The organism is Streptomyces blattellae, assembly GCF_009709555.1.
Taxonomy (GTDB): domain Bacteria; phylum Actinomycetota; class Actinomycetes; order Streptomycetales; family Streptomycetaceae; genus Streptomyces; species Streptomyces blattellae.
On sequence record NZ_WJBG01000231.1, the window covers coordinates 1 to 12,109 of the forward strand.

Below are 12,109 nucleotides of genomic sequence, written 5' to 3' on the forward strand. Positions count from 1 at the left end.
CGATGTGGGCGTGGCCGAGGAGTTCCTTGATCACGACGAGTTCGACGCCCTGTTCCAGGAGCAGGGTGGCGGTCGAGTGGCGGAGGTCGTGGAAGCGGATGCGGCGGAGGCTGGCCTTGCTGAGGAGTGTGGTGAAGGTGCGGGTGAGGTTGGTCGGGTCGATCGGCCTGCCCTGGGGCGTGGTGAAGACGTGCCCGTTGTGCTGCCACGTGGTGCCTGCTGCCTCGCGCTCACGCTGCTGCTGTTCGTGGTGGTGCTTCAGCGACTGGATGCAGCGGGTGGGGAGGGCGATGCGGCGTTCAGAGGCCCGGGTCTTGGTGGGCAGTGTGGTGAGCCCGCCTGCGCTGGTGCGCTGAAGGGTGCGGCGGATTGCGGCGGTGCCCGAGCCGAGGTCGAGGTCTTTCCAGTGCAGGCCGAGGAGTTCGCCCTTGCGGAGTCCGGTGTGGAGGGCGAGTTCGAACAGCGCGTGCAGCCGATGCCCCTGGGCCGTGGTGAGGAGTCGGCGGGCTTCGTCGGTGGTGAGGGGTTCGAAGCGTCGGGGCCGTGGGGTGCCGGTGCGGACGTTGCGGGCGACGTTGCGTGGGATCTCTTCCTCGCGGACGGCGTGCTCCAGGGCGGACTTGAGTACGGAGTGGATGTACGTCAGTGTCAGTGGGGAGAGCCGCTTGGAGCAGCATGCTCCGGCGGCGCAGCAGCGGGGCTGGTCGCGGTCGGCGTCGATGCCGCGTGCGCAGCACTGGCAGGTGGTGCGGAGCTGGTTGAGCCAGGTGCGGACGTCCTTGGCGGTGATCTTGGTGAGCCTCTTCTTGCCCAGGCCGGGGGTCAGGTACTGGTCGACGCAGGCGGCGTATCGCGTGTGGGTGTTCTCGCGGAGGTGGTGGACGGCGACGTTCTCCAGCCAGTACGTCAGGTACGCGGCCACGCTGCCCTGAGCGGAGGGGACGGGGAGGCCGCGGTTGCTGGCGGCGACCTTCTCGGTGAGCTTGGCCAGAGCTTCCTTGCGGGTGGTGCCGTATACGCGGATGCGCTTGCGGGTGTTGCCGGGGGCGAGGACGTATCCGGCGGCTTCCCAGCGGCTGTCCTTGCGCTGGTAGACGGTCCCGTCGCCGTTGGCGCGCACACGGCGGGAGGCGGGGGTGTCGCGGGGCGTGGTCATCAGGCGGCGGCTTCCTGTTCGAGTCGGGTGGTGATGAGGGAGTCGAGCGCGGGGGCGGGGATGCGGCGGGCGCGGCCGAGGGTGATGGAGGGGAGTTGCCGGGTGCGGAGCAGGTCGTAGACGGCGGAGCGGCCGAGCTGGAGGCGGGCCATGACCTGTGGAACCGTCAGCAGTTCCTCCGGCATGCTCGGCCTCTGGTGGGGCGCGGCGGGTGCATGCGCGGTCATCAGCAGCCTCCTTCGGCGATGAACTGCCGTGCGAGTTCTCTGCGGTGCCAGACCGCGGCGGCGAGGAGTGCGGCGCCGGGGCTGTAGCCGGTGCCGAGGTAGGCCCAGTGGCCGATGACGAGGGTGGTGTCCGGGTCGGGCTCGGGCAGGCCGGCGTGGGAGCGGGCCTGTTCGGTGCGCCAGGCGCGACGGGCGTCGCGCAGCGCGCCGAGAGTGGTGGAGTAGCGGCGGGACTTGGTGGAGAAGTGGCCCCGGAAGCCGAGCATGTGCGCCCACTTCCAGAGCTTGAGGTCGGCGAACTCGGGCAGCCTGCCGAGTTCCCAGCAGGTGCGGATCATCTGCCGCACGTGTCGGGCGACAGCGAGCCGGGGCAGGGGCCGGGCCTGTCCGGTGCCGTCGCAGGCGGTGCAGGGGAGCGGGGTGCCGTGGGGCAGGAGGGTGGCGCCGCGTCCCTGGCAGGGGCGGCAGAACAGGGCGCGGTCGAGGGTGCCGGAGGCGTCGGCGGACTTGGTGGCGTACTTCGCCACGTAGGCGGCCACGGCCTGATCGGTGAATTCGGCGTCAGTGCCGAAGGCGGCGATCTCGCGTACGTCGAGCTGTTCGCCCCAGGAGAGCTCTCGTTCCCCGACCGCATCCGACTCGACCATGACGCGGACCCGCGCGGCGGCGGCGCGTACGGCGTCGGTGAGCACGGCGACGGTGGCGTACGGCGGCGGGGGCTGACTGGTGCCGTCCGGGCCGTCGAGCCGGATGACGGCGTGGAAGTGGACCAGACCGCGCTGCTGGTACTCGGCGACCTTGGCGAAGGAGACCCGCAGGACCGCGTGGGCGGCTTTCTGGGTCATGCCGAGCCGGGCGGCGAGCTCGCGGCGCAGGTAGGTGGTGAAGCGGGCCCACAGGGCGGAGGCGTGGGCGTTGAACAGGACCGCGCCCGCGTAGTCGTATGTCGCCGGGTTCAGCGGTGTCCCGAGCAGGGCGTCCGTGGGTTCGTGGAGCTTGCGGCAGCGGCAGGGACGGATGCCGCCGCCGGGGGTGGTGAGGCGGTTGTGGACGGAGCCGAAGGACGGCGGGGTGAGGGTGACGAAGACACGGGGGTGGGTGCGGACGGTGTCGGGCACGGTCTTGCCGCCGGACAGGCCGGCGCGGATGAGGTGGTAGGTGTCGGCGGCGTAGAGCCGGGAGCAGGCCGGGCAGCGGGAGGCGCGGCGGTTGCCACACGCGGTGAGCAGACTGCCCGCGGGCTCGGAGGAGGAGATGTAGGAGCGCAGTACCTCGCCGCTCGTGGTGTCGATGGTGGTGCTCTGGCCGGTCAGGCGGACGGGTTCGGTGCAGCCGCCGAGGCGTTCGATCTGCTGCTGGGCACGGTCGAAGTCGGAGTGGTTGACCAAGTGGAGCAGGTCCCGTACGGCGGGGCTTGCCACGTGGCGCAGGTCCAGGGTGACCATTCGGGGCGTGTCCCTTCTGTCGGGGTGGGGCCCCGAGCAGCAACCGGCCATGGATGTGGGCGTGTTGGTGCTGCTCGGGGCATGACGAACCAGGCCCATCGGGTGGGCGTGGATTTCAGGGAGAGTTGATCCGGCCGGTGGCCGGGGTGGCTCAGATCTGAGCGAGGGCGGCGGTGGCCACCGGCAGGGCGACGCCCATGCGGGTTGCGAGCTGGGCGGCGGAGATTGGCGCTCCATGCTCGGCGTGGTGGGTGTCCGCGATGCGCCGCGCCGCACTCAGCAGTGCTGCCGGCAGGACCGGGCGGGAGCCGGTAGCAGGCGCCTTGGCGACGGCCGGAGCGGGCGCGGACTCGGACGCCTCGATCACGGACGGCACCTCAGTCGGGGCCGAAGCGGGTGTGGCAATGGAGACGGGCTCAGGGGCCGGGGCCGCCGTCTCGGGAGCGGGCGCCGAGGTGGGCACCGGCTCTGTCATGGGTGCAGGGGTCGGGAAAGTTGTGGCGGTGTCCTCCGGGCGGGCGGTGTGGAAGTGGGCGAGGAAGGCGGGGCCGACGTGGCCCCAGCCCAGCAGCAGGAGCGGGGCGACGGTGTCCAGGCAGGCCCGGCCGTAGCGGCCGGACAGCAGGGGCTCGGCGGTGTTCAGGGCGAGGGTGAGCAGCCCGCACAGGTGCAGTAGCCGGGTGCCGGCCTTCAGGTCGTGCTCGGGGACGCCGCGCAGGGCCAGGAAGCGCAGGGCGACCAGGAGCCCGACTACGGACAGGTCCACCATGGGGGCGATCAGCGGGGCGATGGGGCGGGGGACGCCGAGCCGCAGGGCGAGCGCCCAGACGTTGCCGAAGGAGAAGACGAAGGCCAGGACCGCGATCACGGCCATCACCACGGTCACGGTGCGCCGGGTGAACCGTTCCTCCGCCATGTCCTCAACCTCCTTTCTGCCATGGGCTTTTCGGGACTACTTGGTGAGCGGGGACGGGGGCGTAGCCGTCCGGCCGGTCGAGTGGAGAAGGGCGTCCAGGCACAAGTCCGGGTCGGCGGTCAGATGCGAGGTGTCCTCGGCGACGCGGGCCGCGTCGGCGTCCGAGACGTAGGGGGTGCGGATGCGGGTGAAGCCGGGACGGCCCTGCATCGCCATCACCGCAACCCCGACGTAGGCGGGGTCCTGCAAGGTGACCGGGCTGGCGTCGGGCCAGTTGCGGATGTCCTCGCCCAGCGCAGCCACCGCGGCTTCCACGGTCTTCTGTGCGAAGGACAGTCCGACGGGGCACACGTCGCGGATGAACGTCGGGATGGCGTCGCCCGTGGTCTTCTGGCTGATCAGGATCACCAGGATGCCGACGCTGCGGCCCTTCTTGACCAGGTCCTCCACCAGCCGGGCGTTCTCCGCCGTCAGCGTGGCCAAACGTTTCGTCTCGGCGTCGCCGCCCTTGTACTCGCGGAAGAACGTGTGTGCCTCATCGATGATCAGGACCGTGAGCGGCCACTGCGACGAGGGCCCGACGTGCCACATGTTCTTCACGCCCAGCACGTCCCGGATGGCCGAAGAACGCCGCTTGCGCAGCTCCACCAGGCGCTTGAACAGCGCGTTCGCCTCATCAAGGTTGTCACCGCAGAACGCGAACATCCGCTTGACCAAGTCGGCGTAGTCACCCTCCGAGGCCCGCGACACCTTCCCGTCCGCACCCGCGATCTGCACGGCAGCCGACGGCGCGAAGTCGCAGACGAACTTGTTGATCCCCGAGGTCTTTCCCGCGCCGGGGACGCCGGCCACGGTCACCCCGGGCACATTGGCCAAGGACACGCACACCCGAGCGGCGTACTCGTCCACCCCCAGCTCCCAGCGCGTCAGGTCCGCGGGTGGGCGGCCGGTGGGCCGGTGTGCGGTCGGCGTGGTCAGCGGGTCGGAGCGCACACCCCGGATCACCACCCGGCCAGGCCCGTCCGGCAGGACGGAGACCCGCGTGCACCGCCATGCGTCCGCCAGGAACCGCGCCGCCTTCTGGAACTCCTCCAGCCCGACCTTCGGCAGCGTCCTGGCCCGCACGACCACGCCGAACTGATCCGGCTTCACCTTGATCCGGGGAGTCAGCACCCGAGGCGCGGGGGCGGGGCCGTCCTTCTGCGCGGTGATCTGCGCCAGCAGGCCCGGGGTCTTGTCGGTGACCGTCAGCCCGGCCATCCGCGCGAGCCGTACCCAGCCCCAGCGAACCCGAACGGCCTGCCGCATACTCACCCGCGTGCCTCGATCGGCCCGCACGTAGCGCACCACCGTCCACAGCAGCCACGCGCCCGTCAGCGCGACCGACACCAGCAGTGCTTCCGAGGAGTATCCTGTTACGGCCTCCACGTCAGGCCCCCTCTTCGCTTATCAGGCGGACTACGTGGCCCAGGTCGAGGCGGGCCGCCTGCTCCGGGGTCAGGCCGAGTAGATCGAGCACCGAGGCTGAGGCGGCGAACGTGGCCTTGCCCTCGGTTCCCGGCAGGGGCCGGAGCGGGTGCAACTCCCGCTCCGGCACGGGGTTTTCGCGGCGGATCACTGGGCCGCCTCCACCGTCACCAGCTCCAGGCGGGCGGCGCGGTAGGCGACGCCGTCGGAGAGCTGCCCGTTGAAGATCCGCGCCCACGGGGTCGCGAACAGCTCCACCGGCCGCACCATCGCACCCGGCTTGAGCCCGGCGGCCAGGCCCGTCTCCGGGACCGTGATCTTCAGGACCTCGGCCCGGCCGTCCTCCATGAGCATCACGGTCACCGTGTACAGCGACGCACCGGTCTCCCGGTCGGTGGCGACCTCCCCGGTCTGCTGGTCCTTGATCTTCAGCACCGGCTCGGTGCCCGCGATGCACACCGCCGACGGCAGCAGAGCAACCCGGATTCGAGACATGGCCATGCCATCACATCCTTGTTCGATGGAGTCGCTTGATCGACTCGCCATGACCATAGCGGCACACTCGCTACACCCGCAACACTCGATTCGTATCGCTACAGCGATACGGCTGGAACGCCGAGGACGCCCGGGTGTGCCGCGAGTGCTGGCGCCGCTACCCTCGTGCCATGAAGCTGCCCCTGGGAGAGGACCCCCGGCCGCCGTACGTCCAGGCCGCCGACGTCCTGCGCGCCGCCATCCACGACGGCGAGCTGCGCCCAGGCGAGCGGCTTCCCGCCGCGCGCGAGCTGCAGCGACGCTTCGGCATCGCCAGCTCCACGGTCCAAAACGCCCTGCGGCTACTCAAGGAGGAGGGGCTGATCTACTCGGTCCTGGGCCGGGGCAGCTACGTACGCGCGCCGAAGCCGATGGTGCCCACCGAAGCGGAGGTGGCCGCAGCAGAGAAAGACGAGGCGGACCCCGGCGAGTCCGATCCTGAGTACATCGGTCTCGGTGACCTCCGGCGTGGTTGGCAGACCGCCGACAGTTCCGCTGACGATCCACGGCCCCCGTACGTGCGGACCGCGGACGAGCTCCGCAAGCAGATCCAGGACGGCCGGCTCGCGCCTGGTGCCAAGCTCCCGTCCGCCCGCGACCTGCAAGCCCAGTACGGCATCGCCAACTCCACCGCGCAGAACGCCCTGCGGGTCCTCAAGGAGGAGGGGCTGATCTACTCCGTGCAGGGCCGAGGCGTCTTCGTCCGCCAGCTCAGCCCGCGCGATCAGTTCCTCAAGCGCTACAACGAGGGGCTGGAGGAGATGGCGGCGCAGCGCCGGGCGGACGAGGAAGCGGTACGGCTCAGTGGAAAGAGCGACGATGAGGTAGCCGCCGAACTCGCCGCAGCCGAGGAGCGGTTCGCCAAGGCCAGCACCGAGTTCGAAGCCGCTACCGCCCACCGTGACGCGATGCGCGCCGTCATGGAGCAACGCAAGCGCCTCAGAGGTAACCACACCCCCGAGGAGGCCGCAGCCAAGGCCCAGCGCCTGCATGACCGGCTGAACGAAGGCAGACGTCGACGCTGAACCGGCCGCACGCGGCGGAGCGGCAGGACACGCAGCACGGGGCAGCACGGGCTGAGCTGTTCAGAGTTTCTTTACTTGATCAAGGCGGCCCGCTGGCGCGGCCCGCGCGCGCTCTGGCCCTGCGGGGCCGACGCCCGCTCCTGTCTCCGCCCCGCTTGCCGTCGGCCCCGCCGGTCCGGGCGCGCAACAGCCAGCACAGCAAACCACCTGGGGCGCTGCCCCAGACCCCGGCCCTCTCTCCGAGGGGCAGGGGGCCGAGTACGGGTGCGGGCGGCTTCGTCGTGGTGAGTGGTCGCGGGGCGCGGGTGGGATCCCTCGTCGCCCGGTCACCGGAGGCGTACCAGGAACCCCCGGGGGCCGCCAAGGCCGAGCGCACGCGTCACGGGGTGAGCCTTGGCGGCCCCCGGAGAACCCTGGTCCGGCGAAGCTGCCCGACCGACGAGGGACCCCTCCCGCTCAGGCCCCGGTTCTGCCGGAGGTCCGGCCCGCGCCGCACGGTGGGGCACCCTTGTGGGCGGGTGTCTGCCGGAGCGCCCCCGGTTGATGTGCCGACCGGGCGTACCGTGGAGTGGGAGGTGGTGAGTTGATGACCACGGAGCTGGCTGACAACGTCCGCAAGTACCGGCGTCGCGCGGGCATGAGCCAGGAGGAACTCGCCCACGCCGCAGGCGTATCGCCGGGCACCGTGCGCAAGGCCGAGCAGGGCGGCACCATCCGTATGGAGACCTTGCACATGCTCGCCCGCGCGCTGGGGGTGACAACGGCCGCGCTGATGGCCTCGGATGCACCGGAGCCCGTCGGGCGGACCGAGGAGCCGAACCGGGTCAACCTGATCCAGCTCCGCGCCGCGCTCACCCCAGCCGTCGGGCTCGTGGACCAGGACGCCGAGGCCGTGGCCGAGGAACCGAACCTGCGCGTCTTCCAGCGGACGCTGCAAGACGCACGGGTGCTGTACTTCTCCGACAGCTACAAGAGCGTCGCGGCTCAACTGCCGGGCCTGCTGCGTGATGCTGCACAAGCCGTCGCCTACTACGACAGCGGGGACGAGCACCGGCAGGCCCTGCTGGCCCGCGCCGAGGCGCTGCGTCTGGCCGGCACCTACCTCACCCAGGTACGGCAGTACGACATCGCGTACGCCGCGGTGCGCGGTGCCATCAAGGACGCCCGTCAGGCCGGAGACATGCTTGCGGCGGGCTCCGGTGTCGGCTGCATGTGCTGGCTGCTGGTGCGCCAGGGCCGCTTGGATGAGGCGGAACAGGTCGCCGCCCAGAGCATGGACGCGGTGGAGCCGAAGATCACGGGGGCTGAGCCGGACCACTACGCGGTGTGGGGCGGTCTGGCGATGGAGGCTGCCGCCGCAGCCGCGAGGAACAACCGTCCCGACGAGGCGAAGGAGTACCGTCAAGCCGCCCGGGTCGCGGCAACCGCTGTGGGGACAGCGCATCGCAACGTCTCCCGGCACTGGTCCGTCTTCGGGCCGGTCACCGTCGCGGTCAAGGCACTCGAAGACTCCCTGGTCATCGGTGACGCCCGCGCGGTGGTGCGCAAGGCAGGCGAGCAGGAGGAGCTGTCGCCCAAGGCGTGGAAGCGCTTGGGCAGACCCAGCACCAACGACGGGAACCGCTTCACCCTCGATGTGGCGCGCGCCCACACCCGGACCGGCGACTTGTCCGCCGCCATGGACGAGTTGACCCGTGCCAGGGAGGCCGCACCGCAGTGGCTGCGGCACCAGAACGGGGCCGCCGAGACCATGCAGGAGATCCTGCGCAAGCGCAAGCGCACTCTCACGACGGAGATGCGCGAAATGGCCGACTACCTGGGCGTTGTCGGGTAGATGCAACGCAGCGTGGCAGTTCTTGAACCAAGAGTCGCGAACTGCCATGGCTCCCAGCTGGGGTGACGTTCTGCCAGTGCCTACGGTCAGTGCGTCCACCGTCAGTGACCCAGGCCGGGGGTGCCCAGTGAGCCAGCCCAGGAGCGATGCCGACCGCATGCGTCGCAGAGAGCTGTACGACGCCGCGTCGGGCGGGGGAGGTCCCCGCTTACTGCCGTGGACCAGCCCGGAGGGGAAGCCCTGCTACCTGAGCAGCGACGGCCGGGGCTACCTCTCCACCCTCGCCGACAGCATCGAGACGGTGCAGCTCAGCATGGGCCAGGAACTGTTGGAGTACGCCCGCGACGCCACGGCACCCGGCGCGAAAGCTCTGTCGGCGAGCGAATACCGCTGGTTGGCCTGCCGGTTGGCAGAAGCCCTGGCGGACGCGCTCAGGGTCGCGGACTCGCGCGGACAGCGCATCCCGGATCAGGAAGAGGCGGCCGAGGATGCCTGACTCTTCGAGCGCCGGCGCACCAGTGCGCAACTCCTCTCGGGGGCGCTACCGCTTCCGCGAGTACCACGTGACCACCGCCCCCGACCCCCTGGCGCTGCCAACATTCGAGGCGGTCTGCGTCACCGGCGAAGAGCACAACTGCGGCGCCACGTCAGGCACGCTGCACACCTCGGACGAGCTGACCCGTTGGATCGCCGGACACTGCGCCCAGAGCGGCCACGAGCTCTACGAGCAGACCGTCCGCGCTCTCGTCCGTGTCGAGCCTGGCGCGTGGCAGTAGAGTCCCGCTGCACCGACACCAGGCAGCGGCAGCGGCAGCGGCAGCGGCAGCGCAATCGTATGCCCCGAGCTGTTGACGGCAGTAGCGACGGCAACACCCACGGATTTCCCCGCACAACCACGGACACCAGCGGAACGCAAATCACGTGCTGACCTGCGAAGAAGCAGGTAGAGGGGTACCGCGTAGCACACGTACTATGTGCTGGCGGGGGCTACGCCGATACTAGTTCACAACAGCAACTGCGGTGTGGGTGACGCCCTAAAGGGCTGGCAAACGCGCTACTTCCAGATGGGTGACCAGCATCTGCGCCTGACCAAAGAGCGGATGCAGCACATACTGGAGCGTCACCACCCTTCGTACCGCAAGGGGCCGGACAAGGCGACGCAGACGAACTTCAAGAAGAACATGTCGATCCAAGACGTCGAGGATGCGATTAGCAGCGTTACTCAACAGAATCGTGGACTCATTTCGAGTCGAGGAGTCAGCGACAGCTATCAGGTGGAAGGCGTTTACGGAGGGGTGACCTACACGATGGGAATTAGCAATGGCAGAATTGGTCAGTTCTACCCGCACTGATAACCGATGATCGTTGTCGAGAGCTACGCGATGATCCGCCCCCACGAGTTCATTCGATTCGAGTCGGTGCAGGATACCTCGACAGAGATTGACCTGATTGAAGGCGCAGTCGAGATTACTATTGGCGACTGTGTTCTGGTCGATACTCGACTCTGGGACTACCTGTACCCCTTGTGGGCCTATCTGGCAGATTCTGTTTCGACGCTACGGGCGACGGGGGCAGGCTCCTTCAGATTCCCGGACCAGCCCATCCAGGTTGAATTTGATCGAGCATCTAGGGGGGGGCTACAGATAACTGTCTCTGGGGACGGAGAGACTAGAAGGGTCATCGCTAATGAGTCCGAGTTTCTTCAGGCTCTGCGTTCGCGCGGCTCGGATTTCTTTAGCAAGCTCTCAGCTCACTTTCCCGCACAGCGGGCCCTGATCGAACGTAGTTGGAAGAAGCTTCTGCACGATCCGGTCGACTCCTTGCTGGCCGATATCCCGTGGGAGGAACGCGTTGGCGAGAGGCAGTCATCCGCTTTTCGCCAAGCGGAGCGAGTTGTGGGTCGCCGCATGAACACTGTGCAGCGTGAGCGGCTGATTTCCGATGTAGCGGGACGGCGGCTGTCTTTCGGCGAGTTGGTCTCGCGTGCTGAACGTGAGCTGTGCGGCGCACAGCCGGGCAGTTCTTGACATCATGTGCGTTCGCGGTAGCGAAAATGGAGCCCCATCAGCTGTCGCTGATGGGGCTCCATTGGCGGGTCTTCGAATTTAGGCGGGGTGGAGGTGTCCGCGGGCTCGGCGGGTGGCAGGGTGCGTGCGTTCTCACGTGGTGAGACCGAATAGGTGGAGTGCGTCGGTTGGGTGGTCTCGGTAGTGGTCGTTCGCGGCGGCGATGTTCTTGTGCCCGGCGAGGCGGGCGAGGCTGATGGCGAGGTTGCGGAAGGCTGTCATGGCAGCGGGGTGTGCTGCCGGTGCGTACCCGGGAGGCGTCCTCGTCGTAGGTGACGTCCCTGACGTGGTGCATGGCTTCAACTCCCCAGTGGTCGCGAGCGATCCGGGCCAGATCGGCGGCGCTCGCGGTGGCCGTGGGAGCGCTGGTGACGCCGAGTTCGGCATAGCAGTGGATCTTCCTGTCGCCCCGGCCGGTGGTGGTGCGCTCGATGAGCACGGCCCGCATGGCGTGGGGGAAGTCGACCTGTTCGGGCGCGGGCAGGACCTTGAGGGTCCGTGTCTCGGTGCGACCCCGGTTGCGTTCGGTCCTCTCGTGGGCGAGCGGGGTGTTCTCCCAGTCCAGGCCGTCCAGGCGGGCGAAGAGGCCGGGCTGGTTGCCCAGCACCGGGAAGTAGTAGAAGGCGCCGCGTTCGTGCAGGTAGGTGGCGTGGGACCGCTGGCAGTGCAGTGCGTCGGCGGTGACGACGAGTCCGGCGATGGACTCCAGGGTGTCCAGGACCGCCGGGAAGTGGGTGACCTCGCAGCCCTTGTCGCGCATCGCGCGCTGGGCGGCCACCGTGCCCGTCTCGGGGCGGAACACCGACAGCAGGTGCAGTTGCTTGCCCTCGGCGTCGATTGCACCGCACACGGTCTTGCCGTCCGCGGCCAGCGATTTCACCCCGCTGCTCACGACGTCGTCCAGCGGGTCGGCGGCGAGTGCCTCGGTGAAGGCGGTCACGGCGTCATCCAGTGCGTCGCCGTCAATCCTGGTCAGGGTCCGGCCGAAGGTGGTGGCGGCCGGCACTCGTCCCTCCGCCCCGTCGGCAAGCCCCAGGTCGCTGAGCAGGGCGGGAGTGACACCGTGTGCCCAGCGCACGATCGCGGCGAGCGAGCGCGCGCCGCACAGGACCGCCACGGCGGCGACCGACAGCAGGCCGGTGAACGGGTAGCGGCAGCCCTGCCTGCGGCGCGGATCGGGTACGAGCGTCAACGCGTCCAGCAGTGTCATCACCTCCGCGGATCTGCCCAAAGTGTCCTGGTCAAGGGGGACTTCAAGGGCATCGAGGGTGCAGGCAAGGTCCTCGATCAGACAGGATGGCATCCGGGCACGGTTCCTCTGACTCACGCGGCTTCGACTCCACGTGATCAACGAGGGCCGTGCCCTCCTGTGTCGGCACCGTCAACACCCCACCGCGAGCAGCGCTTTCGTCCCACGATCCGAGAACGCACGCACCCTG

At 69.3% G+C, this 12,109-nt stretch carries 14 protein-coding genes; 6 read left to right on the forward strand and 8 right to left on the reverse strand.

Annotated features, from left to right (window positions below; genetic code table 11):
- The 7 genes from GFH49_RS33885 to GFH49_RS33915 form a co-directional block, all read right to left on the reverse strand.
- Positions 1 to 1,156, reverse strand: a 1,156-nt coding sequence (locus tag GFH49_RS33885; protein ID WP_155058003.1) for a tyrosine-type recombinase/integrase, incomplete at its 3' end; no start/stop codon positions are given.
- Positions 1,156 to 1,383 (reverse strand): helix-turn-helix domain-containing protein, encoded by a 228-nt coding sequence (locus GFH49_RS33890; protein WP_196218212.1) that lies wholly within the window; start codon positions 1,381 to 1,383, stop codon positions 1,156 to 1,158. The genes GFH49_RS33890 and GFH49_RS33885, both read right to left, overlap by 1 nt.
- Positions 1,383 to 2,828 carry a replication initiator gene (locus GFH49_RS33895; RefSeq protein ID WP_155059891.1) on the reverse strand — a complete coding sequence of 482 codons (1,446 nt, stop codon included), beginning with the start codon at positions 2,826 to 2,828 and terminating at the stop codon, positions 1,383 to 1,385. The genes GFH49_RS33890 and GFH49_RS33895 overlap by 1 nt, the downstream gene beginning before the upstream one ends.
- 151 nt (positions 2,829 to 2,979) lie before the next feature.
- Positions 2,980 to 3,744 carry a DUF2637 domain-containing protein gene (locus GFH49_RS33900; protein ID WP_155059892.1) on the reverse strand — a complete coding sequence of 255 codons (765 nt, stop codon included), beginning with the start codon at positions 3,742 to 3,744 and terminating at the stop codon, positions 2,980 to 2,982.
- A gap of 36 nt (positions 3,745 to 3,780) precedes the next feature.
- On the reverse strand, positions 3,781 to 5,172 hold the full coding sequence (locus GFH49_RS33905; RefSeq protein ID WP_155059893.1) for a cell division protein FtsK: 1,392 nt from the start codon (positions 5,170 to 5,172) through the stop codon (positions 3,781 to 3,783).
- Position 5,173: 1 nt separating this feature from the next.
- The gene (locus GFH49_RS33910) at positions 5,174 to 5,362 is read right to left on the reverse strand and encodes a hypothetical protein (protein WP_155059894.1); all 189 of its coding nucleotides are present in this window, start codon (positions 5,360 to 5,362) and stop codon (positions 5,174 to 5,176) included.
- Positions 5,359 to 5,712: an SCO3933 family regulatory protein gene (locus GFH49_RS33915; protein WP_155059895.1), complete on the reverse strand. Its 354-nt coding sequence runs from the start codon at positions 5,710 to 5,712 to the stop codon at positions 5,359 to 5,361. The genes GFH49_RS33910 and GFH49_RS33915 overlap by 4 nt, the downstream gene beginning before the upstream one ends.
- 164 nt (positions 5,713 to 5,876) lie before the next feature.
- Between GFH49_RS33915 and GFH49_RS33920 the strand changes: the two genes are divergently transcribed.
- The 6 genes from GFH49_RS33920 (at position 5,877) to GFH49_RS33945 (ending at position 10,631) form a co-directional block, all read left to right on the forward strand.
- Positions 5,877 to 6,770, forward strand: coding sequence for a GntR family transcriptional regulator (locus GFH49_RS33920; protein WP_155059896.1), 894 nt, complete (start codon positions 5,877 to 5,879; stop codon positions 6,768 to 6,770).
- 586 nt (positions 6,771 to 7,356) lie between these two features.
- On the forward strand, positions 7,357 to 8,604 hold the full coding sequence (gene relB / locus GFH49_RS33925) for a type II toxin-antitoxin system RelB family anti-toxin (RefSeq protein ID WP_155059897.1): 1,248 nt from the start codon (positions 7,357 to 7,359) through the stop codon (positions 8,602 to 8,604).
- A 157-nt stretch (positions 8,605 to 8,761) separates the two neighbouring features.
- Complete coding sequence (locus GFH49_RS33930; protein ID WP_067400575.1) at positions 8,762 to 9,100, forward strand: hypothetical protein; 339 nt, start codon at positions 8,762 to 8,764, stop codon at positions 9,098 to 9,100.
- Positions 9,093 to 9,380, forward strand: a complete 288-nt coding sequence (locus GFH49_RS33935) for a DUF7848 domain-containing protein (RefSeq protein ID WP_155059898.1) — start codon at positions 9,093 to 9,095, stop codon at positions 9,378 to 9,380. Before GFH49_RS33930 ends, GFH49_RS33935 begins: the two co-directional genes overlap by 8 nt.
- 246 nt (positions 9,381 to 9,626) lie before the next feature.
- Positions 9,627 to 9,956 carry a hypothetical protein gene (locus tag GFH49_RS33940; RefSeq protein WP_155059899.1) on the forward strand — a complete coding sequence of 110 codons (330 nt, stop codon included), beginning with the start codon at positions 9,627 to 9,629 and terminating at the stop codon, positions 9,954 to 9,956.
- A gap of 6 nt (positions 9,957 to 9,962) precedes the next feature.
- Positions 9,963 to 10,631: a hypothetical protein gene (locus GFH49_RS33945; protein WP_155059900.1), complete on the forward strand. Its 669-nt coding sequence runs from the start codon at positions 9,963 to 9,965 to the stop codon at positions 10,629 to 10,631.
- Positions 10,632 to 10,668: 37 nt separating this feature from the next.
- Here GFH49_RS33945 and GFH49_RS33950 read toward each other — a convergent pair whose 3' ends face one another.
- Positions 10,669 to 11,973, reverse strand: coding sequence for an ISAs1 family transposase (locus GFH49_RS33950; protein WP_155059901.1), 1,305 nt, complete (start codon positions 11,971 to 11,973; stop codon positions 10,669 to 10,671).
- Positions 11,974 to 12,109 lie beyond the last annotated feature (136 nt).